Origin of the sequence: Pseudomonas fildesensis (assembly GCF_001050345.1) — a bacterium.
GTDB classification, from domain to species: domain Bacteria; phylum Pseudomonadota; class Gammaproteobacteria; order Pseudomonadales; family Pseudomonadaceae; genus Aquipseudomonas; species Aquipseudomonas fildesensis.
In genome coordinates this window covers 25,607-46,712 of record NZ_LFMW01000005.1, presented here as the reverse complement: position 1 = coordinate 46,712, position 21,106 = coordinate 25,607, and the positions used below count along the sequence as shown (strand labels likewise).

General features: G+C 61.3%; 20 protein-coding genes. 7 read left to right on the top strand and 13 right to left on the bottom strand.

All coding sequences use genetic code 11. From position 1 onward, the window contains the following. Positions 1-19: 19 nt before the first annotated feature. From ACR52_RS08800 to ACR52_RS08790, 3 genes are all read left to right on the top strand, one after another. On the top strand, positions 20-637 hold the full coding sequence (locus ACR52_RS08800; RefSeq protein WP_048723082.1) for a DUF4136 domain-containing protein: 618 nt from the start codon (positions 20-22) through the stop codon (positions 635-637). 45 nt (positions 638-682) lie between these two features. Then, on the top strand, positions 683-1,240 hold the full coding sequence (locus ACR52_RS08795) for a DUF4136 domain-containing protein (RefSeq protein WP_048723081.1): 558 nt from the start codon (positions 683-685) through the stop codon (positions 1,238-1,240). Positions 1,241-1,467: 227 nt separating this feature from the next. Then, entirely contained in the window at positions 1,468-3,423 is a 1,956-nt protein-coding gene (locus tag ACR52_RS08790; protein WP_048723079.1) for a pilus assembly protein TadG-related protein, read from the top strand. On the opposite strand, the gene ACR52_RS08785 is transcribed toward ACR52_RS08790, so the two are convergent. Then, positions 3,420-6,161 (bottom strand): PAS domain-containing protein, encoded by a 2,742-nt coding sequence (locus tag ACR52_RS08785; RefSeq protein ID WP_048723077.1) that lies wholly within the window; start codon positions 6,159-6,161, stop codon positions 3,420-3,422. The two genes, ACR52_RS08790 and ACR52_RS08785, sit on opposite strands and share 4 nt — an antisense overlap. Further along, positions 6,158-6,595 carry a TadE/TadG family type IV pilus assembly protein gene (locus ACR52_RS08780; RefSeq protein WP_048723074.1) on the bottom strand — a complete coding sequence of 146 codons (438 nt, stop codon included), beginning with the start codon at positions 6,593-6,595 and terminating at the stop codon, positions 6,158-6,160. Before ACR52_RS08780 ends, ACR52_RS08785 begins: the two co-directional genes overlap by 4 nt. Positions 6,596-6,667: 72 nt before the next feature. Between ACR52_RS08780 and ACR52_RS08775 the strand changes: the two genes are divergently transcribed. Next, a complete protein-coding gene (locus tag ACR52_RS08775) occupies positions 6,668-7,117 on the top strand; it encodes a prepilin peptidase (RefSeq protein WP_048723073.1) in 450 nt (149 codons plus the stop codon). Positions 7,118-7,241: 124 nt separating this feature from the next. Further along, positions 7,242-8,033 carry a response regulator transcription factor gene (locus ACR52_RS08770; RefSeq protein ID WP_048723071.1) on the top strand — a complete coding sequence of 264 codons (792 nt, stop codon included), beginning with the start codon at positions 7,242-7,244 and terminating at the stop codon, positions 8,031-8,033. A gap of 13 nt (positions 8,034-8,046) precedes the next feature. Here ACR52_RS08770 and ACR52_RS08765 read toward each other — a convergent pair whose 3' ends face one another. Genes ACR52_RS08765 through cpaB form a run of 8 tightly spaced genes read right to left on the bottom strand, consistent with a single transcriptional unit; the run spans position 8,047 to position 15,456 of the window. Continuing rightward, complete coding sequence (locus tag ACR52_RS08765) at positions 8,047-8,301, bottom strand: DUF3613 domain-containing protein (RefSeq protein WP_048723069.1); 255 nt, start codon at positions 8,299-8,301, stop codon at positions 8,047-8,049. A 10-nt stretch (positions 8,302-8,311) separates the two neighbouring features. Next, complete coding sequence (locus tag ACR52_RS08760; RefSeq protein WP_048723068.1) at positions 8,312-9,028, bottom strand: tetratricopeptide repeat protein; 717 nt, start codon at positions 9,026-9,028, stop codon at positions 8,312-8,314. Positions 9,029-9,038: 10 nt separating this feature from the next. After that, complete coding sequence (locus ACR52_RS08755; protein ID WP_048723066.1) at positions 9,039-9,926, bottom strand: type II secretion system F family protein; 888 nt, start codon at positions 9,924-9,926, stop codon at positions 9,039-9,041. Position 9,927: 1 nt separating this feature from the next. Further along, on the bottom strand, positions 9,928-10,809 hold the full coding sequence (locus ACR52_RS08750) for a type II secretion system F family protein (RefSeq protein ID WP_048723065.1): 882 nt from the start codon (positions 10,807-10,809) through the stop codon (positions 9,928-9,930). Positions 10,810-10,822: 13 nt separating this feature from the next. Beyond that, entirely contained in the window at positions 10,823-12,091 is a 1,269-nt protein-coding gene (locus ACR52_RS08745) for a CpaF family protein (protein WP_048723063.1), read from the bottom strand. Then, entirely contained in the window at positions 12,088-13,281 is a 1,194-nt protein-coding gene (locus ACR52_RS08740; protein WP_048723062.1) for an AAA family ATPase, read from the bottom strand. Before ACR52_RS08740 ends, ACR52_RS08745 begins: the two co-directional genes overlap by 4 nt. Further along, complete coding sequence (locus ACR52_RS08735) at positions 13,278-14,495, bottom strand: type II and III secretion system protein family protein (protein WP_048723060.1); 1,218 nt, start codon at positions 14,493-14,495, stop codon at positions 13,278-13,280. Before ACR52_RS08735 ends, ACR52_RS08740 begins: the two co-directional genes overlap by 4 nt. A gap of 19 nt (positions 14,496-14,514) precedes the next feature. Then, positions 14,515-15,456, bottom strand: a complete 942-nt coding sequence (gene cpaB / locus ACR52_RS08730; RefSeq protein ID WP_048723058.1) for a Flp pilus assembly protein CpaB — start codon at positions 15,454-15,456, stop codon at positions 14,515-14,517. Positions 15,457-15,785: 329 nt separating this feature from the next. Here cpaB and ACR52_RS08725 point away from each other — a divergent pair, with 329 nt between their 5' ends. Together ACR52_RS08725 and ACR52_RS08720 are read left to right on the top strand one after the other, a co-directional pair. Further along, the gene (locus ACR52_RS08725) at positions 15,786-15,977 is read left to right on the top strand and encodes a Flp family type IVb pilin (RefSeq protein ID WP_048723056.1); all 192 of its coding nucleotides are present in this window, start codon (positions 15,786-15,788) and stop codon (positions 15,975-15,977) included. 62 nt (positions 15,978-16,039) lie between these two features. Next, positions 16,040-16,453: a response regulator gene (locus tag ACR52_RS08720; RefSeq protein WP_048723055.1), complete on the top strand. Its 414-nt coding sequence runs from the start codon at positions 16,040-16,042 to the stop codon at positions 16,451-16,453. Between the two features lie 40 nt (positions 16,454-16,493). Here ACR52_RS08720 and ACR52_RS08715 read toward each other — a convergent pair whose 3' ends face one another. The 3 genes from ACR52_RS08715 to ACR52_RS08705 form a co-directional block, all read right to left on the bottom strand. Then, complete coding sequence (locus ACR52_RS08715; RefSeq protein ID WP_048723053.1) at positions 16,494-18,176, bottom strand: ShlB/FhaC/HecB family hemolysin secretion/activation protein; 1,683 nt, start codon at positions 18,174-18,176, stop codon at positions 16,494-16,496. 186 nt (positions 18,177-18,362) lie between these two features. After that, positions 18,363-19,952, bottom strand: a complete 1,590-nt coding sequence (locus ACR52_RS08710; RefSeq protein WP_048723051.1) for a collagen-like triple helix repeat-containing protein — start codon at positions 19,950-19,952, stop codon at positions 18,363-18,365. Between the two features lie 303 nt (positions 19,953-20,255). Next, positions 20,256-21,104, bottom strand: a complete 849-nt coding sequence (locus tag ACR52_RS08705; RefSeq protein ID WP_048723050.1) for a MaoC family dehydratase — start codon at positions 21,102-21,104, stop codon at positions 20,256-20,258. Positions 21,105-21,106: the final 2 nt, after the last annotated feature.

Below are 21,106 nucleotides of genomic sequence, written 5' to 3'. Positions count from 1 at the left end.
CCAGTCTGCGGAGGTCGAAATGCGTCGTCTCTGTTTAATCCTGTTGTCTGTGGGGCCGCTGTACCTGGGCTTAGCCGCTTGTTCCAGCCCCAACCCTTACGTGGCGGCCTCGGCCCCCATGCCGCCAGCGCCCGCCCAGGCGGCCAACACCTTCGATACCAGCGCCTACCCCGCGCCGGTGCGCGATTACGGCGCCTACCGCAATTGGGCCTGGCGCAACGGCCAGTTGCCAGCGGGCACGGCCTGGGCGGATTCGGCCCAGGTGGCCGAAGCGGTCAGCGGTGCGCTGGACCAGCGCGGCCTGCGCCCTTTGCATGACAACCGGCCGCCAGACCTGCTGGTCAGCGCCGACGTGCGCCTGGAGAAGCGCCTCAAGCAAGTTCAGGACGACTACGGCTACGGTTACGGCGGCTACAACCGCTATGGCAATGGCTACGGCATGTACAACTCGGTGCCGATCGTGCGCACCTATGAAGTGCAGGTCGTGGTGGTGCGCGTCAATCTGTTCGACGCGCGCAGCGGTCAACCGGTGTGGAGCGCCAGTGCTGAAACCGGCAGCCAGGGCAGCCTCAGTGAACGGGGCGATGCATTGCGCCAGGCGGTGCAAAAGGCAATGACGGCGTATCCTCCCAGTTAACAGCTATTCTCATCCAATGCTCGGGTCGCTCTTTGGAGAACAACCATGCTTCGTCGTATCGCAACGCTCGCTTTTGTCGTGCTGCTGGGCGGTTGCCAGACCAGCCAGGTCAACCACGATTTTGATGCCAGCCGGGACTTCGGCGCCTACCGCAGTTGGGCCTGGAAAACCCCGGCCCTGCAATACCGCCCTGATGATCCCCGGATCAAAAGTGACCTCACCGAACAACGCATCCGCCAGGCTGTGGGCGAACAACTTGACCAGCGTGGCCTGCGCCCTGCCGCGCCGGGCGCCAAGGCAGACCTGAACGTACAGGCCTACCTGATCGTCGAAGACCGCCAGCAACAAGTCACCACCAACTACGGCGGCGCCTGGGGTGGGCCGTGGAACGGCTACTGGGGCGCGCCGATGTACAACGAAACGCGCAACATCACCTACAAGGTGGCGACCATCCAGATCGACCTGCTCGACGCCAAAGACGGCAAACTCGTGTGGCGCGGCAGCGACGAGCAGATCATGGCCAGTTCGCCTGAGCCCCAGGACCGCACCAACGCCATCCGCACCACTGTCACCAAAGTCCTCTCCAACTACCCACCCCACTAAAGAGCACCACCAAACCCCTGTGGGAGCGGGCTTGCGCGCGATAGCGCAGCGTCAGTCGATACATCTTTGACTGATACGCCGTCATCGCGAGCAAGCCCGCTCCCACATTTTTTTGTGGCAGGCACAAAATCTCCCCTATACGTTCATGTGGCGACTGGCCAGCGCAGTTCCAAAGCCTTGTCTACACTCCAAATCAACTACGGAGAGTAAGCGCTAAGGAGTGCCTGATGTCTCCCCGACTTCGTTCCAAGCAGCGTGGTGCGATTGGGTTAATGGCGGTTGGAACCCTGGCGATGGCCCTGGTGTTCCTGCTGTTGTCGGTCGACAGCGGACGCCTGTACCTCGAAAAGCGCAAATTGCAGTCCATCGCCGATACCTCGGCGCTCGAAGCCGCCAACCGCGGCGGGCTGTGCAGCCCCACCACCACCGCCAACGACTACGCCAAGCAGAACGCCACGCGCAACGGCTTCACCGTGGTGGCTGGCGACACCAGTCGAGGCTTGGCGGTGACCTGCGGCACGCTGGTGACCAACGCCAACAACATGCGCGTGTTTACCGCCGACGCCACCCAAAGCGATGCGATCCGCGTCGTGGCGACCCGCAGCGTGATGACCGGTATCGCCAGCGGCATCTGGAATATGTTCAGCGGTGGGTCGATCGCGGCGCAAACCGCGTTGAGCGCGACAGCGGTGGCGGCCTTGGCGCCGCCGGTGGCGCAACTGACGATTCGCAGCAACCTAGCGACGGTTGATTCCACCAAATCCCCGATGCTGAATCTGGTCATGGGCAATTTGTTGGGCGGCAGCCTATCGCTCACAGCGGCGGGCTGGAATGGTTTGCTGCAAACCAACGTGAACCTGCTCGGTTATCTGGACCAGTTGGCGATTCAATTGAATGTAACGGCGGGTGATTACGACACGCTGCTGAACACGGCTGTGTCCGCCACCCAATTTATCGACGCTGCGGTGAAGGTTTTGCAGAAAAACGGCGCGGTGGCCACGGCCGTTATCAATGACGTGATTTCACTGAAAACGATCGCTCCAAACACCCCGTTGTTGAAGGTGGGGGACCTCCTGAAAGTCGCCACCGGAACACCGGTCTCCGCCTTGAATTCCAATGTGCAGTTGTTTCAACTACTGGAGACGGTAGCGCAACTGTCCAGCAGCAAGAACGCGGTGAGTGCTGCGGCTCAGTTGAATGTCCCGTTGATAGGGAATGTCTCGATTCAGACCAAAGTGATTGAACCCCCGCAATTGTCGGCCATCGGCAATCCAGCCCTGGCGAAGGCCGGGTTGTCGAAGACTCCGCAGACGGATCAGATTTTTGTGCGCACGGCGCAAGTCCGTACGGTGGTGTCTATTCAGCTACCGGTGCTCAAGACAGTCAATGAACTGACGTCTGCGGTTTCTGCGATAACGACCCCCGTTACCAGCGTCGTGAACAACCTGTTGCACCTGAACCTAGTGGGCCTGTTGGACCCGGTTTTGTGCCTGCTTTTGAAGCCTTGTGACCATACCGATGTTCAGTTGCTGACCGGCCTGGACATCAACATCGAAGTCGCTAGCGCGAAAAGCTATGTCACGGATTTCAGTTGTGCAAGCAATGCGACAAAGTCACTGACCGTTCAGGTCGGCACTGCGCTGGCGGATATATCGGTAGGGAAAGTTGATTCAGCGCAGGCATTTTCTTCGGCTGCGGTAGCCAACGTGTCGCCCGTGGCACTGGTCGATATTGGCGTGCAGACCTGCGCGGGAATATTTGGTTGTGGGCCACGCAAGGCCGGCGTGGGAGGCAGTTTATCGTTATCCGTTGTGCATGCGACCGTGGGAGGCGGCAGTCAAAGCCTGCTGATATCCCCCGTCAATGACATGAATCTGGCCCCAACCTATAAGGCAGTTCCTCCTGCTACAGGTATCGTTAACAGTTTGGTCAACACGCTGGGTGCGTTCCAGGTGACCTACAACCCTCCGCCCGGCAACACACCGAGCGGGGCGCTGTCGAGCGTCTCGGGCTCGCTCACAACCATTACCAATACGCTGATGAGCGCAGTAAAAAACATTCTGTCGCCGGTGCTGGACCCGATTGTGGATGGCTTGCTGAGTGCATTGGGCATCACCTTGGGCAACGCCGAAGTCGGCGCCAACCTCAGTTGCCATATGGGCCGCGCCTACCTGGTGATCTAACCCTCGCTAACGATCGGCAACTCCACACAAAACCTCGCCCCATCCTCCCCATTGACGACGTTCAATCGTCCGCCCATGTTTTCCACAATCCCGTAACTCACCGACAACCCCAACCCTGTCCCCACGCCAATCGGTTTGGTGGTGAAAAATGGCTCGAAAATCCGCTCCAGCAAGCGCGGGTCAATTCCGCCGCCGTTGTCTTCGACCCAGATGCGCACGTGACGGCTGTCGTGCTCGCTGTGCACTGCGATCCACGGCCGCAATTCCGGGTGTTTTTCGCGTTGGCTGAGCAGTGCATCGCGAGCGTTGACCATCAGGTTGATCAGCACCTGCTCCAGTTGGTCGACATAGCCTTTGACCTGTACCGAAAAGTCCGCCGGGCTGATGCGCACGTCCACGCCTTTGCCGCGCAAACCCTCGCTGAGCAGTGACAAGGTACCTTCGACAGCCTGCACCGGGTCAAACGGTTGCTGCTCGATTTCCGAACGTCGGCCAAACACCCGCATATGGTCCACCACCCGCGCCGCGCGCTGTACCTGGGTGTCGATGCGTTGGAGTTTTTCCGTCAGGTAATCAATCTGTACATCACCGTTGCTCAAGCGCTTGAGCACATTGACGATGGCCATGCGCATCACGTTCAGCGGCTGGTTGATCTCATGCGCGAGGCCCGTGGCCATTTCGCCGAGGGTGGCCATTTTGGCGCTTTGGGTCAGTTGCTGCTGCGAGCGACGCACTTCGGTGTTATCGCGGCCTACCGCCTGCACTTCCACCAACGCGCCTTGTTCATCAAACACACCACGGTCCGACCACACCCACCAGGCATGTTCGCGCCCGGGCAGTTGCAGGCTGATTTCGGCGGTGCTCACGGGAAATTCCGGGGTCAGCTGGCTGATGCGATGCACAAAGGCCTGGCGCTGTTCGTCCGAGAGCCAGTCGCCCAAGTGCAGCCCAGGCAGTTGCGCCGGCCGGCATTCCAGGTAGTTGGCCAGCGGCGTATTGCCGAAGGTCAGCGTGAGGTCGGGCCGGTAGCGGCAGATCATCGCAGGGGAGTCTTCCACGAGGAGGCGGTAGCGTTCTTCGCTCTGCTTGATCTGCTCAGCGGCCTGGGTCGCCTCGGTGACATCCAGCCACAGGCCCACCGCTTCCACCGGTAAACCGAGGTCGTCGCGCAGCAGCTTGGCTTCGTCGAGCAGCCAGTGGTAATGGCCTAGTTTGTCGCGAACTCGGTAGCGGCTGCGCACGTTGCCTTCGCGCAGTAACTGGCGGGTGCGCTCGAAGTAGAGGTCGCGGTCTTCGGGGTGGATCAATGACGCCAGGCCTTCGTGGCTGCAGTCGGCGAGTGTCCAGCCCAGCAGCGGCAGCAGGCTGTCGCTGAAAAAGGCCGGGTGCAACGCGCCGCTGACGTAGCGTTGCACGTAGATCACCGCCGGTGAGCTGGCGATCAGGTTATCCAGGCGCGCATGGGCGGCGGCGGCTTGCAGTTGCTGGTTCTTGATGTCGCTGATGTCGAGCATGAAACCGATCCAGCGGCGGCTGTCGCCCACGCCCAGCACCTGGCCTTGTACGCGATACCACACCGGGTTCTGTTCGGTATCGGTGCGCTGCAGGCGCACGCTGGTGAGCAACGGTTTGCCCAACGCCTGTAAATCCTGCAGGCGGCTGTTCAGTTCTTGACGGTCGGCCGGGTGGATCAGCTCCAGCCAGGTGTCCAGCGTCTGGCGGCTCGCACTTTCTTCCAGGCTCAGGCTGCGCAGCAGTTGCGGCGCAAGTTGAATCTCGTGGGTAGCCGGCAGCAACTCCCACCACCCGGTGCCCAGCAGGCCTTGCAAGGCTTCCACCCGTTCAAGCTGTTGATGGTGACGTTGCTCGCGCAGGCGGCTCAGCAGCGGGGCGGCGATGGCTGCGGTGAGGTTCAGCCAGTCGCGGTCGCTGGTGTGTTGCTGGCCGGTGTAGAAGCCGCAGAGTAACCAGGCGGCTACGCCTTGGCCGTCTCGGTACGGCACCAGAAAGCCTTCGGCATTGCCGAACACGCTCTGTAAGCGCGGGTTGTCGCTACGGCCCTGGGCAATGTCCAGGCTGAGTGGGGCGTTGCCATTCACGCTGTCGAGGCTGGTGCCGAGGCGTTGCCCGGTTTGCCACAGGGCGGGGGCGTCGTGAGCGGCGTAATAGCTGTAGATCTGCCAACCCTGGGATTCGTCGTCGAGCAACGCCAACGCGGCACAGGGAATGTGCCAGCGCTGCGCCAGGCTGCACAGGTGTTCGTTGAGCACGTCCGGCAGGCGGCTCAGGCTGCACACCCGTAACTGGTCACTGATGTGGCAGGCCAGTTGGTGGTCCTGTTCGCGCTGTTGGGCCAGTTGTTGGCCGACGAGCAGGTCACTGATGTCGAGCAGGCGCAGGGTCCAGCCTTCGCCGTACGGTTCGATCCCGCCGCGGGTGTGCAGGATGTGGCCGGCGGTGCCCTGGAAGTCCAGGTCGAGGCTGTGGCGCTGCCAATCGGCGGGCAGCCCTTCGACGCTCAGGGCGCTGTTGGCGCACAGCAGGGTATGTAGAAGCGGTTTGGCGTCGCTGCTGAAGTGTTGCGCGAGGTGCGGTCGCAGGCTGCCGGAGATACTGAGCACGCGGCCTTGGTGATCCAGGTGCAGTTGCAGGCCCGTGAAAGCCGTAGCGGGGGCGTCCAGGGCCAAGGCATTGTGGCGCCCCAGTAAACGCCCGAACAGGTTATCCCCCGAGATCAAAAACGAATGCTCGACTGGGCGGTGAGGTGGGTGGGCAGGTTGGGCACAGCACCAATGCCGGGCAGTACCAGCACGGGCAAGACGCCTCTGAGTTTGGCCGACGGGTATTTGATCTGCAGGCTAAGGGTGGTGCCATCGTAGGTCGCGGTGATGTGTTCAGGCAGGAACTGGAAGGTGGTAGGAATCCAGTTCAGTTGGGCTTGCGCCGCGCTTTTGGCACGCAGGATGAGCTGGTTTGGGTAATCCGGCGTAGCGGGGTCCAGTGCTACGCTTCGGCGCACACCTTCAGCGGCCGCGTGGTTGAACGACTGCATCAGCAGCAGCGGCAGGCTGTAGCTGATGAGTCCATAGAACACGGCAAAAAAAATCACAAAGACCACGGCGAATTCGATCGCCACAGCCCCTTTTTGCTTTCCAGGCAGGCCTGTTTTCATGACTGCGTCTACCCTGACGGCTACTGCTTGATATCAGCATAGAATCATTCAGCAAAAAGGGATGTTTTTTACGTGATCCAAAGTGCAGTGGTGCTGCTCTGGCTGGGGGGGTGCGCGGTGCAGGATATGCATCAGCGCCAAATTTCCAACGGGTTGACGCTGGGTGTGGGTTTGCTGGCGTTGATCTATCTGCTCTGGACGGGCAGCACCTGGCTGGGAGCGCCTGCCGGTGACGGTGGTTGGGCGTTTGCGCTGGCCTTGCTGCTGGGTTTGCCGGGCTATGTGCTGGGCCGTTTTGGCGCGGGCGATGTGAAGTTGCTGGCGGCCTTGGCACTGGCCAGCAGTGTCGATCATTTGTTGTGGTCATTGATCGGCGCAGCACTGGTATTGGCGGGCTGGCAGCTTACGCGTCAAGGGTTTAGTGCGCGTGAAGAACGCTCGCCAACACACGTGTCAACAAAACAGCCGTTTGCTCCGTATGTATTGACAGGTTTCGCGTTGATTTCGTTTTGGATCCACTAGTCGACGAAGCCTTCTATTGCTATGTACATAGTCGGAAAGTACGTCTACGTTTATGAAGTGGTTGTACTGGATTTTACGTCAGAACGGATAGGTTACCTTTGGCTTGCCAGGCATGGAGTAGCGTGTGAACAAGCTTACGTCAGCAGTGAAAGTGCTCGTGGTCGACGATCAACCCTTGATCGTGGAAGAGCTCTGTGAATTTCTTGAAAGCAGTGGGTATCGTTGCGTCCCTTGCGAGTCCAGCCAACACGCCTTGAAGCGCTTCAGCGAAGACCCCGAGATCGGCCTGGTGCTGTGCGACCTGCATATGCCGGACATGGACGGCATCGAGCTGGTCCAGGCCATGCAAAAGGTCGCGGGCAAGCAGCGGGCGTTCGAAGCGATCATGCTCACCGGCCGCGCCGATAAGCAGGATGTGATCAAGGCCCTGCGTGCGGGGATTTCGGACTATTACCAGAAGCCGATCAACCTCGATGAATTGCTTGAAGGCCTGCAGCGTCAGGAAGCCGCGCTGGAGGAGCGCAAGAAAGAACTGCAGTTGGGGCACTTGAACCAGAAGCTGCAATACCTTTCCGAATCCATCAATGACTTGTACCAGGACCTTGACAAAGTGCGCCGCAGCCCGGGCGCCGGTGTGTCTGACGGCGATGGCGAGTTGTCGGACGATGAACCCAGGCCGGTGGAAATTCCGACGATCTTCAATCAGCTGTCACCGCGCCAACTGGATGTGGCGCGGTTGGTGGGCAAGGGCCAGACCAACTACCAGATCGCCTGCGAACTGGGCATTACCGAAAACACCGTCAAGCTGTACGTGTCCCAGGTGTTGCGCCTGACCCATATGCACAACCGTACCCAGCTGGCGCTGGCGTTATCGCCGAGCCATTCGGCGATGCGCCAGCGTGTGACCGCACATTGATCCAATGGGGGGCTTACTTCGTATTCCCCCCAACCTTCTGATCAAAAAACTCCGGAATCGGATGCTTGTTGCTGTCCAGCAACCGTTGCAGCGCCTGTTCGCGTTCCGCCGGGGTGGTCTTCTGCGGCGTGCTGGAGGCGACGCGACCGCTCTGTTGCAAGGCCAGCCAGTTTTCAGTTTCAGCCTGTTGAGGCGATGAGGGGCCCGGCTCGATGGCATGAGCCATCAAGGGCAACATCGCCAGGCTGGCGAGATAATGGAATTTCATCATCAGCTCCTTATTTCACGGCCGGCAGCGCATCGCTGACGGCTGCTACTTGGTCTTTGGAGGGGCGTACCGGGGTTGAAGACTTGAGCTTTTGTGCCCGTGCCTGTGCTTCTGTGACCTGTTCCGGGCTCAGTCCGAGTTGGCTGACCACTTGGGCCGCCTGTTTCCAGTTGTCCTGGTAAATCAGCAGCGTCACCAGATTGACCGCCGCCAGTTGATCGGTTTGCTTGAGCTCGATGGCGGTCATGAATTCAAAGCGCGCGTCTTCCAGGCGCAGTTGGTCGAGGTACACCACCCCCAGGTCGTTGCGGATCTTTTCGTCAGTGGGCGCCAGTCGGGCCGCCCGTTGCAGGTGGGCCAAGGCCTGGCCGTTGTCACCCTTGGCCGAGGCCAGTTGGCCAAGGCCGTGTTCACCGTCGGCGGCCAGGCAGGTGCCCAGCAGGCTGCGGTACAACGGCTCGGCTTCGTTGCGCCCCAGCAATCGATAGGCCCGGGCTTTGCGCTGGCGTACCTGGGGCAGGTTGTCGGGCAGGCTTTGCAGGTTGGCCAGGCTGGCGTGCAGCTTGCCCTCGTTGGCCATGTCATCGGCCAGGTTCAGCGCCAATTCCTGCTCCGAGCTCGGCTTGGGGCAACTGCCCGGCGCCAGCAAGTTCGACCACGGCGCCTGGCCGTTGGTGGCACAGCCGCCCAGCATCATCAGGGTCAACGTGGCAATCAGTGCTTTCATGGGGCTTTCCTTAGAGGTTGCTCAGGGCGCGGCCGATCGCGATAAACGCCGGCCCCCCGAGGACGATCAGCAGGGCAGGAAACAGGAACACCATCATCACTACGGACATCTTGGCGGCCATCTTGGAGATGTATTCCTGCAAGCGGGTCAGGCGTCGGTCGTCGAGCAATTGCTTGAGCGCCAACAGTGATTTCATTGCGCCACCGCCCTGGGAAAGCAATTGCTGGAGAATGACGCAGGTGTCGGTGAACTCATCCACCGCTAACAGCCTGGCGGTTTTACTCAGTTCGTCGCCCAGTTCCAGGCCGGAGTCGACCCGGCTCAGCACCAGGCGCAGTTCATGGGTCAAGGCGGGCAGCAGGCGTTGTGCCTCGGTACTCAGGATGCGCAAGGACTGCTCAACCGCCATACCGGATTCAAAGAGAATGCGCAGCAGCGGAATGAAGGTCGACACCTCTCTGGCAATGCGTGCCTGGCGCCGTTTGGCCAGGCTGGCGAGGATACGTTTGGGCATCAGATAACCGATGCCCAAGGCCACCAACGGTGCGATCCATGCAGATTGAACATTGGGAAAAAGCAGCGGCTGAAACACCGTCACCAGCCCCATCAGTAGCAGCGGCACACTCACTTGGAACGCGGCGAACATCGCGCGCTGATTGGCTTTGCGCCACCCGACGCGGTTGAGCAGCGACTGGGTTTCGTGGTCCAGGCTGATCGAGTGTTGCGCAAGGGGGCTGGAACCCAGCCGGCGCAGCCAGTCCGCCCATCGGTCGCCACGCACCGTATGCCCTTGCAACCGTTCGGTTACCAATCGCTCGCGGCGCCGCTGTACCAGCAGATGGTTGGCGACCAGCCCAAGTGCGCCAAGAAACAGCAGGAAACTGATCAACAAGGCCATCTCAAAGGCTCCTCAGCATGCGCCACATCGCCACGCAGCCGAGCACCTGCAGGGTGACGGCGAGATACAACAGGGTCCGGCCGGGGCCGTCGTTCCACATGGTCATGAGGTAGCCGGGGTTAATGGTCATGAAATACCCCACCAGCGCCACCGGCATACCCGCCAGGACGTAGGCGGTCACCCGTGTTTCGCCGGTCATGGCCTTGAGTTGGCGAATACCCTGCTCCCGCTCGCGAATGACTTTGATCAGGTTCTCCAGCAACTCGCTGGCGTTGCCGCCATAGCGGTGGTTGACCTTCAGGCCGAGGGCAAACAGGCGGAACTCGTCCTTCTCGTAGAGTTCGGCAAAGTCATGCGCCGAATCCGGCAGGCTGACGCCCATTTGCACGTTGCGCACGACCCGGCCCATCGCCGCCTTGAGCGGGTCTTCGGCGGTCTCGATACTGCCCAGTACCGCATCCGCCAGGGTGCGGCCGGACTTGAGGCTGCGCACGGTGTGGTCGAGCAATTGCGGCAGTTGCTCGATCATTCGCTGGACGCGGCGTTGATAGCGCCATGCGATGTACAGCCGCAACAGCAAGGGCGGCAGCACGACCATGGCGAGCAAGCCCAGCCAGTCGGCCACCACCAGCCCCAGCAGCGCACCCAGCACCCAGGCGGTCAGCCACAGCCCCAGGCGATCCGTCGGCTTGCCCAGCCCGGCGCGCATGAACATGCGCTCCAGTGCCGTCCAGCCACTGGCGGTTTCCGCTGCCACCGGCTGCCCTTCGCCCAGGCGGTCCAGCACGCGGTCGGTTTTTGTCTTGCTTAGGCTGTACCTGAACAGCCGGAATGACAGGCTCGCCAGGATGACGCCGAGAAGCAGCAGAACAGGTCCTGTCATCACGCCTCCCTGGTTACAGTGGCAACGCCGACTCGCGGCGCAGTTTGTCGCCCGCGGGGTTGAGCGCCTCGCGCTGGAAGCCGAAACCGGTACGCCGGTCGAGGCGGAACAGCGTGTTGGTGACGTAGATGTCATCGCGCACGCCGACCACTTCCACCACCTCGCTCACGCAGCGGCGGCCATCGGGCAGGCGGGTCAACTGGATCACCACATCCAGCGCCGCACAGATCATTTGCCGCAGGGTTTTTTCCGCTACCACGCGGCCGGTCAGGCCCACCAGGGTTTCCAGGCGCAGCAGCGCGTCCTGCGCGTTGTTGGCGTGCACGGTACTCATGGAACCGTCGTGGCCGGTGTTCATGGCGGTCATCACATCGAGCACTTCCACGCCGCGAATTTCGCCGAGGATGATGCGGTCGGGGCGCATCCGCAGGGCGTTGCGGATCAGGTCGCTGGCCTTGACCTCACCATGCCCCTCGGCATTCGGCGGGCGGGTTTCCAGGCGCACCACGTGCGGGTGGCCCAGTTGCAACTCGGCGACGTCTTCGATGGTCACCAGGCGTTCGTGGGGGTTGATCAATTGGCTGAGGATATTGAGCAGCGTGGTCTTCCCGGTGCCGGTACCGCCGCTGATGAGGATGTTGCAGCGCTTGCCCACCGCCTCCTGGAAGAACTCGAGGATGTTCTGGTCGATGGTCTGCATCGCCACCAGGTCGCTGCTTTTGAGCATGTCCTTGCGAAACTTCCGGATCGACAGGCACGGGCCGTCCAGGGCAATCGGCGGGATGATCGCGTTGACCCGGCTACCATCGGGCAGCCGCGCATCCACCATCGGCGAGGATTCATCGAGGCGCCGGCCCAGTGGCGCGAGGATGCGTTGCATCACCCGCTCCACGTGGTGGGCGTCGATAAAACGCAGGTCGCTTTGATGCAGCAAACCATCGCGTTCGATAAACACCCGGTGCGGGCCGTTAACCAGGATTTCGGTCACCGACGGGTCGCGCAGCAGCACTTCCAACGGGCCAAAGCCTGTGAGTTCATCGACGATCTCTTCGGCCAGACGCTCCATTTCATAGCGGGAAATCGCCAGGCGAAGGCGGGTGATGTACTCGGAAACCTTGTCGATGACAAATTGCGCGAGGACTTGGCGCGAGCCTTCCAGCAGGTTGGTGCCGGACTCTTCGATGGCATCGATGATGTAACGGTGCAGCACCAGTTTCAGGCCGTCATGGTCGTTATTGCCGCCGCCGCTAGCGGGGCTGCCGAAGAGCTTTTCGCCGTTCATCTACCCGACCCCAGCAAGCGTTCGAACCAGCGGGTCGAGGGTTTTTCCAGGCCCTCGGAGCGTTTGGCCAGGCGTTCGCCAAGGGTGCGCAGGGCTTGGGTCAGGGGTTCGCGCGAGGCAACGGTAAACAGGCTTTGCCCCTGGTTTTTGGCGTTAAGGCGCACTTCGGGGCTCAGGGGGAGGATGGCGATGCACTCCAGGCCGAAGCTTTTTTCCAGGGCTTCGGTATCGGGCGCAGCACCTTTGATGTAGCGGTCCACCAGCAGTCGCGCGTGGTCGAGCTTCATACCTTTTTCGCGCCACAGGTTCAGCACGGCGAGGTTGCGCCGGCAGTCGATGACGTTCTGGTCGGTGCACCACAACAGCTTGTCGCAATGGCTGACAAAGGTGCGCAGGGCTTCGCTGTCGGCTTGCCCGGTGAGGTTCACCACAATGTGCTGGAAGTGCTGGCGCAAGGCGCTGAGGAGCATGTACAGCTCGGCGGCGCTGGTGTGCTCCAGCGGCTCATTGCTGGCGGCATAGGCGAGGATGCGCAAGCCATCTTCAGCGCTGGCAAAGGCGCTGTTGATCAGCGTGGTATCGAGGCGCCGCAGATGCCGCAGGGCATCGCCGAAATTGAAGGTACTTTCCAGCCCCAGCAGCGCCAGGCTGTCGCCGCACGGCAAGCCCAGGTCGAGCAGCAGGGTTTGCTGGCCACTCTTTTGCACCACCATCGCCAGGTGGCTGGCCACCAGCGCTCCGTCGGCGTTGCCCTGGGTGCCGTAGAGCACGGTCAGGCCGCCGAGGTGCGCATTGGGTGCGGTGGGTGGCAAGCATTTACTCAGGCGTCGCACCAGCCCGGCCACTTCGCTTGAGCGCGAGCCATAGGCGACAAAATCCCGGGCGCCGGCGCGCATGGCGTTGAGTACGAGCTGGTTGTCCATGCCGTCACCCAGGGCGACGATGGCGAGCATCGGCTTGGCTTCCAGCGCGCCTTCGATCAGCGCGCTCTGGGCCACCACGTGTTCGCGGTCGAGGCCGACAAACACCAGGCTGGCGAAGGTCACGTCGACCAGGGCCAGCAGTTCATCCAGGGTGCCGGTGCCCGCGCTGACCACTTGGCCAAGGGGCGCCAGTGCGCCCTGCAGCCATTCCAGGTCGGTGTTGTTGCGGGTGATGGCGAGGAAGGTCTGATTCAGGCTATCGCTCATTGGGAAAGTCCACTGCGACGGTCGAAGTTGCCGTTTTCAAGAAAGAACAGGCGGTACCAGTTGGGGTCGTAGCTGCGCAGTTTTTCGCCGGGCAAAGAGGGCAGTTGCGCGTTGGCGGCCAAGGGTTGAACCAAGTGCGGCGTGACAATCATCAGCAGCTCTTTTTCTTCGCGGCTGATGTTGGAGTCGCGAAAGAACGCGCCGAGGATCGGGATGTCCCCCAGGCCCGGAAACTTGCTGATGGTCGAGCGGTTGTTGGTGCTGATCAGGCCGCTGATCACAAAGCTTTCGCCATCGGCCAGGGATACGCTGGTGTCGGTGCGGCGCACGGTGAGGGCGGGTACCTGGATGCCCTGGATCTGCACGGCGTTGCTGTAGTCCAGCTCGCTGACTTCCGGCGCGACCTTGAGGGTGATGCGGTTGCGGTCGACCACGGTGGGGGTCAGGGTCAGGCGGATGCCGAATTCCTTGTATTCGATGGAGATGGTGTCGCTGCCGGCGCTGGGTACCGGGATCGGCACTTCACCGCCGGCCAGGAAGGTCGCGCTCTGGCCGCTCATGGCAACCAGGCTTGGGCGTGCCAGGGTGTAGGCGAAGCCGCTGCTTTCCAGGGCGTTGATCATGGCCGAGACCCGGCCGCCGCCGAAACCGATATTGAAGTTGGTGCTGCTGATATTCAGGGCGGGGGTCGTCGGCGTCGGGAAGACTAAATTGGGGCTGCCGAACAGGAAGTTTTTACCGGCGCCAAGAATCTGCGTGCTGGCTTCCTTGAGCTTGGTGCGACTGACTTCGACAAACCGAATGTCGGTTTGCACTTGGCTGGGTAGCGTCGGGTCGTCCGAGGGCGACAGTGACAGGCTGGTCAGTGCCGAGGTGGCCTTGCCCTTGACGAACACCATGCTCTGGCGCGGCGTGGCCGAGCAGCCGGTCCACACCATCAGGCTGGTCGCGCCCGTGCCGACGCCGGTCAGCAAAAAGCTGCGGTCGCCGTTGACGCGCACGTCGGCAATTTTCGGATCGCCAATGGCTAAACGGGTAATGGTCACCGGGGATTGCAGTTCTTGTTGCAGGCCTTCACCGACTTCAACCACCGCCGGCAACTGGCCCAGGGTGCTGCAGTTGCCCGGCGCGGCCAGGGCCATGCCGGCCGGCACGCCCGAAAGCATGACGGCGCAGGCGATGTGCGTGAACAGGGGGGCGTAGCGATGGCTCATTCAAGACATCCTTGCTCAATCAGGGGGTTTGTTGGGTCGCTTGGGCGCCACGTATCACTTCAACGCCGCGGCGCACACCGGGTTCCGCGCCGGCTTGTACGATTCTTTTTGGCGGGCCCGCCAAGGCCAGCTGAGTGAATTGATAGAGGTCGCGGTTGGTCGCCGCCAGCTTGTCTGGTGCGTCGCTTTCGCCGGCCCAGTAGCGGCTGAGCAGTTTTTCGTCGGCGCTGCGCACGGCCAGGCGCAAGGCGCCGGCCTGAGACGCGAGCATCAGCCGGCTCAACATCGGCTCGGGCACGGCCAGCACCACGGTGCGTGCGCCAGCCCGGCGTTGCGCGGCCTGAGCTTTTTCTTCGGTGGTGGCGGGGGGCGGTACGGCAGGTTTGCCGTCGTTTGCCAGGCCCAGTTGGTCGCCAACGCTGAGCAAGCGCAGGGCAGGAATGATGATTTGTGCCGATGGCTCGACGTTGCTCGCGTCCTGGCGCAGAAACAGCAATACATCGACGTAATCGCCGGGGCTCAACTGGCCTCCGGCACCGATGACCTCGTCAATGGCGACGGCCAGGGCGCGTTCGTCCGGGCGAATCATGCGGGCGAGGGGGCCGCCGGCGGAGAAGCTTTCTTCATTAAGCCAGGCGCCGGCGCCCAGGCTGCGCAGTGGCATGCGGCCGATGGCCTGGTCGAGGCTGGTCAAGCTGCCAGCGGGCACGGTAAGCAGGTTTTCCAGGACCAGGTCGGCAGCAACGAGAGGCGTGAAGGGCGGTACATCGTGCACCAGGACCACGACGGGTTTACGTGTCTGGTCCTCAACGGCGGCCACGGTTTTTTCAACTGACACCACAGGTTCAGTAGGTGCTGCCACGGGCGCTGCCGGGCGGGTCAACACCAGCCCCCAGTAACCGGCGATCAATGCACCCACCAGCAGCACCCCGGCCAGCATCATGCTGAAACGACTGTTCATTACGGCTCTCCTTTTTCCGTTGCACTGCACCCGCTGTTCCAAACGGGTTAATTCGCAACCTGGCGGCTATGAACATCTAACTATTTCGCTATGTGAAGGTAGTTCAGCTAGGACAAAATGCCATTACCCTGTGGAAAATTTATCCGAACGATCCAAATGGGCTTGGAGAATGCGGGTTTATGGCGTCAGCTTTGCAACTAATACTTTATGATTAATTCGTTCTTACAGTTGTGAGGGTGACGTTTGTTGACAATGCTCTAGTGGCACACCGCAATTACTGCGTAAGCCTGTGATGCCCGCGCCGCATGGTGCGCTAAAGGAGAAGTCCTATGTTCCTTACTCTGGTGATGAAGCTCTACATACAACTTCAATTGTTTGTGCGTCGCAGGGAGGGAGCGACTGCAATTGAGTACGTTATTCTTGTGGCTATTGTTGCGCTGGTTATTCTTGCTGCGGGCACGGGCTTGGGAACCAGTATTACTAATTTCTTTGCGCGGGTCGGGGCCGCAATCGGAACTTGAACCCTTTTGGTTTAAACGTGTGGGCGCCAACCATTGGTTATTGATGCAAACAAGGTAATTTAATGAGCGCCCCTACGCCCTCCCGGCAACAAATCCTGTTAGTGGACGACGAAGAAGACGCGCTGATTGAACTGGCCGAATCCCTCGAAAACGAGGGGTTCGTCTGTTTCACCGCCACCTCCGTAACCTTCGCCCTGCAGGAACTCACCCTGAACCCCGATATCGCCCTGGTCATCACCGACCTGCGCATGCCCGAGGAAAGCGGTATTTCCTTGATCAAGCGCCTGCGCGAACACACCTCACGCCAACACTTGCCAGTGATCGTGATGTCTGGCCATGCCGAGATGGATGACGTCAGCGACATGCTGCGCCTGCAGGTGCTGGACCTGTTTCGCAAACCGATCTACCTGGTGCGGTTGATCGATACGTTGGACAGCCTTTTTCCGCAAAAAGCAGCTATAAGCTTCAAGCTTTAAGCGGCAAGTTGAAGCGCTGAGCCGCTACTTGCCGCTCTCATCAGAGTTGATAACTGAAACTTAAGGTGTAACGCGGCCGCCGATTGAAGCTGTCCAGCGCAATGTCCGACATTGGCTTGGCCGCTTCCAATGCGATGTTGTAGTACTTGTTGTCACCAAAGCGCAGGCCTACGGCCGCCGATGACATGTCATTGCTCTTGACCGGCAGCGCATTGAACCAGGTCTTGGCGCGGTCGAACACGATATAGGGTTGCAGGATCCTCACCCAATCGCCGGCGCGGTTATAGCTGTAGTTGACCTCATAGGCCACGCCCCAACCCTTGTCCCCGGAGCCTTGGTCGTCGGGATAGCCGCGACCGAAGTTTTGCCCGCCGAAGGTGGCGCGTTCGCTGTCGGGCAGGGTGTCGTTGCTCCAATAAAACGCCCCCGACAGCACGCCTTGCCAGTTGTCGAAGAACTTGTCGCTTTGCACGCCGGAGAGGCGCAGGCGGAAGAAGTCCAGGTCGGGTTTGAGCCCCTCGAAATCACTGTGGGTCTTGGCGCCCAGGCCGTTGATGCCCTGATACAGGCCGGCGCTGAGAATGCGCAATTGCCGCGTGTCCGACTTACGCCAATCGCCCTCGAACGCCAGGGCGCGCAGGTTGGTTTCGATGTCGAAACGCTGCGGGTAGCCCACCAGTTGATAGCGCGTGTTTTGGTCCACCGCGTACAGGCGCGCGCCCAGGGTCAGCGACTCGTTGGGTGACGCAATCAGCGGGTGGCTGAGGCCGACGGAGTAGCGGTCGATGGCCTGGTGCGGCTTGAGTTCGAAGCCGCCGTCCAACTGCAGGTTGTTGTTGGGATCGGCGCGATAACGTTCGGCGTTGAGCGTGAGTTGGCTACCCTCGGCGTTGATGAATTGGCTGTAGCCCACGCGATAGTAGTGCTCCTTATCCTCGCCGGGCGGGAACAGGCCGCTGACGCTGAGCTGCTCGCCCATCGACGTCTGGGAGTTGCTGGTGCCAGTGAGCAACGCCTGCAGGCCGCCCCGGCTGTCGTCGGTCATGCTCATGCTGCTGGTGAAGGGCTTGCGGCTTGCCTGGATCTGCATGTGCGTGCCGCCATCGGTGGTACCCGGCGGCGGCACTTGCGCCTGCAGGGTGACGCCCGGGATACGTCCCATCAGCGTGGTATAGCGCTCGAAGGTCTTGCGGGTCAGCGGGCGTTCGGCCAGCAGCTTATTGGCCAGTTTGTCGACGTAGGCCGAGACCGCGCCGATATCGCCACTTTGCTGGTAATCCTTGATATAGCCCTCGACCAGTACCACGCGCACCAGGCCATTTTCGAAGCGCTGGTCGGGCAAGAAGGCGTAGGACAACAGGTAGCCGTCCTGTTGGTAGCGTCGGGTAATGCCACGCGTGGCCTCGATCAGTTGCGCCAGGGTGGTCTCACGGCCAATCAAGGGTTCGAAGACTTTTGCCGTCTCCTGCAGTGGGTAGATCGTGCCGCCCTCGATCTGCAGTTTGCGGATGGTGACTTTGGTGTCCATCAACAGCGGCTGGCCCGCTGTGGGCGGTGCTTCGGGCACCTGGGTTTGCGGCGTGACCGGTCGATAAGCGTCGGCGGGGAGGTTGGGGACCGGCAAGTTGCGAATGGTGTCGTTGCTGTTGAGAAAACTGGGAAGGGTCTCTGCCTGGACGTAAGCACTGAGGGTAAGCAATAACAACGGTGTCAACACGCGCATAGGACACTCCATGGTCAAAACTGCAGCAGCGTTTTGGGCCCGTCGAGTTCTGGGACTCGGTTCGGGAAGGCCCGGCTTTTAACAAAAACTGCGGCCCATAAAAAAGACGAGAGACTCATCGGAATCTCTCGTCTCAACCAAGCGTAGGCGCTGTAGGGGAGGCCGTCTAATCGGCCAGGTGCAATTCTATTTTTTGCCGGTCAGGCCGTTCAATAAACCGCCCAGGCCGCTGGTGCTGGTGCTTGCGCTGCCGCTGGCCCCTACGTTCAAGCCGCCGAGCAGGCCACCGCTGGTGCCGGTGCCGCCGGTGACCAGTCCACCGACCGAGCCCACTGTTGCGCCGACTGTGTTAACCGTACTGCCCAGGGCATTGGTGATCGGGTTGGCATTGGCTGCGGTGAGGTTGGTGCCCAGGCTGCTGACCGCGCCGCCGACTTGAGTCACCAGGCCGTTGACCGGTGCGCCGATACCGGTGGTGGTGCCGATGTTTTGCGTCAGGCTGGCAACACCGGAGGTCACAGGGTTCAGCGCTGCGCCGACGTTAGTGGCCAAGCCTGCGACAGGTGCGGTGGCTGCGGTGTTGGCAACGCCATTGCCGCCGATCAGGGTGCCGAGGGAGGCCACGGTGCCGCCCAGTGCGCCGCCGGTTACTCCGGCTGCACTCACGGTGCCATTGGTGTTGCCCGCATTCAGACCGCTGCCGACGTTGGCGACCAGGCCACCGACCAATTCAGGCAGGCCGGGGGTGGCCGCGCCACTGGCTGGAGCGACATAGCCGCCGGATTTGTCGAGCACGCCGCCGACGCTGGTCAGCGCACCGCCCACGATGTTGGTGACCGGGTTGCCTGTGCCGCCGGCACTGGCGACCTGGCCGCCCAAACCGGTGACGGTGGAGCCGACTTTATCCAGCAGGCCATTGACCGGGCTGCCCAGGCCGGTTGCCTTGCCGAGGTTGCCGGTGGTGTTTTCCACCAGGGACACCACAGGCACCAGCACTTTGCCACCGACTGTGCCGGTGAGTGAACCCAGCGGCCCGGTGGTGCTGGACACGCTGATGGTATCGCCGAGCATGGTCACGGCTTGGCCGACCTTGTCCACCAGGCCGCCTGCTGCACCGCCGACACCGCCGGTCAGGCCGCCGACCACGGGAATCCCGCCGAGGGTAGTTGTCAGGGATTTGCCGGTGTTCGAGACGACGGTGCCCAGGTCGGCAACGCCGTTACCGACGCCAGCGACGGTGATGCCCAGGGAATTGCTGTTAGTGCCCAGGGAGCCCAGGCCGGCGGTGACGCCGGTGCCGATGCTGGTCACGGCATTGCCGGTCGCGGTGACCAGGCCGCCAGCGGTGACGCCAACGACGGGAACGTTGGTCAACGTGTCGCCAAGATCACCGACTGCAGCACCTACGTTACCGACAATGCCGCCGAGCGTGCCGGCAATCTGGCCAGTGACCAGAGGGGGCGTTGTCGAACCGGTGCCACCGCCAGTGCCACCGCCGGTTCCGCCACCTGTGCCACCGCCAGTACCACCGCCGGTTCCGCCACCTGTGCCACCGCCAGTACCACCGCCGGTTCCGCCACCTGTGCCGCCGCCAGTGCCACCGCCGGTACCGCCACCAGTGCCACCGCCAGTGCCGCCACCCGCCGCCGCATCCGGCGAGGACGACGCCACGCTGGATTTATGCCCGCCACCACCGCTGCTGCAACCGCCGAGGCTCATTGCCAGAATAAGGGCCAGCGCGGTACTTGCTTTCCAAAACACTACTTGAGTTTTCATGATTGAGTTCCTTGCACCTGATACAACCTTGGTTGTCTTCAAACAGCTGCTATTTCTTTGGATAGCGATCTGTTTGTCCGTGGGGCTATAACAGGCTTGGCGACTCTTTCACGCAACGCTCAACTTGGTATTAACGATTTATATACAGGTGCATTGGAAGCGCTTAACGACTAATACCAAAGGTATAAAGGGTGGGGTGTATCAGGATATATAGATGAGTTAAATCAATGGATTGAATAAAAAAGCGGACTTAATAAAGTCCGCTATAACTTAAGGTGTATATATACAATTAATCAGCGTAAATCACGCAATTGGCTGCCACTTGCCTGCCATGTGTTCAAGGTCGCCCGTGCCTTTCAAGAGTAATTCGCCACTTGAACCGGCGGCGCTGGTATGCAAAGTAACCTCGCTGGGCAGGCGTACCGGCTTCTTGAACTCAACGTGTATTTCGATATTGGCAGCGGGCAGGTGCTCGCCCAGGGCGGCGAGGGTCCGTGCCTTGTTCCACAGGCCGTGGGCGATGGCCTGGGGGAATCCGAACAATTTGGCGGTCAGCGCGCTCAAGTGGATCGGGTTGTAATCGCCGGACACCCGGGCATAGCGTCGGCCGATATCGGCGGGGGCTTTCCAGCGCGTCAGTTCGCTGACTTGAGTGGGAATGGGCAACCCGTTATCCGCCGCTTCCCCATCAAGCTTCACACCACGGCAGAGCATGCGGCTTTCGGCTTCCCACAGCAGGCCGAGGGAATCTTCAACGGTGGTCACCACGTTAAAGGTTGCCCCCTTGGCGTGGGGCTTGAGGTTTTGCGCGTGCACGGCGATGTTCAGATCACTCACAGCACCCAACGGCCGGTGGATGCGGATACGGTTGCTCAAGTGCACAAGCCCCAACAGTGGGAACGGAAAGCGCTTGTCGGTGAGCAGTTGCATCTGCAAACCGAACGCGAGGATATGCGGGTAGGTCGCCGGCAAGATCGGGCTGTCGGTAAACCCGCACACCTTGCGATACGCTGCCACGTCCTGAGGATTGACGCTCACCCGGCAACGCAACCCCAACTCGGGCAACGTGCTGCCGGTGATCTTGCGCTTGAGCGCCGCGCGCCAGTACAGCGGCAGTAGAAACGGGGTGCTGCCCAACGTCTGCCATTCCATGC

Bases quoted from the DNA above. Each gene is read 5' to 3' on its own strand.
- ACR52_RS08800 (WP_048723082.1), top strand. From the start codon at position 20: ATGCGTCGTCTCTGTTTAATCCTGTTGTCTGTGGGGCCGCTGTACCTG.
- ACR52_RS08795 (WP_048723081.1), top strand. From the start codon at position 683: ATGCTTCGTCGTATCGCAACGCTCGCTTTTGTCGTGCTGCTGGGCGGT.
- ACR52_RS08790 (WP_048723079.1), top strand. From the start codon at position 1,468: ATGTCTCCCCGACTTCGTTCCAAGCAGCGTGGTGCGATTGGGTTAATG.
- ACR52_RS08780 (WP_048723074.1), bottom strand. From the start codon at position 6,595: ATGAAAACAGGCCTGCCTGGAAAGCAAAAAGGGGCTGTGGCGATCGAA.
- ACR52_RS08765 (WP_048723069.1), bottom strand. From the start codon at position 8,301: ATGAAATTCCATTATCTCGCCAGCCTGGCGATGTTGCCCTTGATGGCT.
- ACR52_RS08760 (WP_048723068.1), bottom strand. From the start codon at position 9,028: ATGAAAGCACTGATTGCCACGTTGACCCTGATGATGCTGGGCGGCTGT.
- ACR52_RS08755 (WP_048723066.1), bottom strand. From the start codon at position 9,926: ATGGCCTTGTTGATCAGTTTCCTGCTGTTTCTTGGCGCACTTGGGCTG.
- ACR52_RS08750 (WP_048723065.1), bottom strand. From the start codon at position 10,809: ATGACAGGACCTGTTCTGCTGCTTCTCGGCGTCATCCTGGCGAGCCTG.
- ACR52_RS08745 (WP_048723063.1), bottom strand. From the start codon at position 12,091: ATGAACGGCGAAAAGCTCTTCGGCAGCCCCGCTAGCGGCGGCGGCAAT.
- ACR52_RS08740 (WP_048723062.1), bottom strand. From the start codon at position 13,281: ATGAGCGATAGCCTGAATCAGACCTTCCTCGCCATCACCCGCAACAAC.
- ACR52_RS08735 (WP_048723060.1), bottom strand. From the start codon at position 14,495: ATGAGCCATCGCTACGCCCCCCTGTTCACGCACATCGCCTGCGCCGTC.
- cpaB (WP_048723058.1), bottom strand. From the start codon at position 15,456: ATGAACAGTCGTTTCAGCATGATGCTGGCCGGGGTGCTGCTGGTGGGT.
- ACR52_RS08725 (WP_048723056.1), top strand. From the start codon at position 15,786: ATGTTCCTTACTCTGGTGATGAAGCTCTACATACAACTTCAATTGTTT.
- ACR52_RS08720 (WP_048723055.1), top strand. From the start codon at position 16,040: ATGAGCGCCCCTACGCCCTCCCGGCAACAAATCCTGTTAGTGGACGAC.
- ACR52_RS08715 (WP_048723053.1), bottom strand. From the start codon at position 18,176: ATGCGCGTGTTGACACCGTTGTTATTGCTTACCCTCAGTGCTTACGTC.
- ACR52_RS08710 (WP_048723051.1), bottom strand. From the start codon at position 19,952: ATGAAAACTCAAGTAGTGTTTTGGAAAGCAAGTACCGCGCTGGCCCTT.
- ACR52_RS08705 (WP_048723050.1), bottom strand. From the start codon at position 21,104: ATGGAATGGCAGACGTTGGGCAGCACCCCGTTTCTACTGCCGCTGTAC.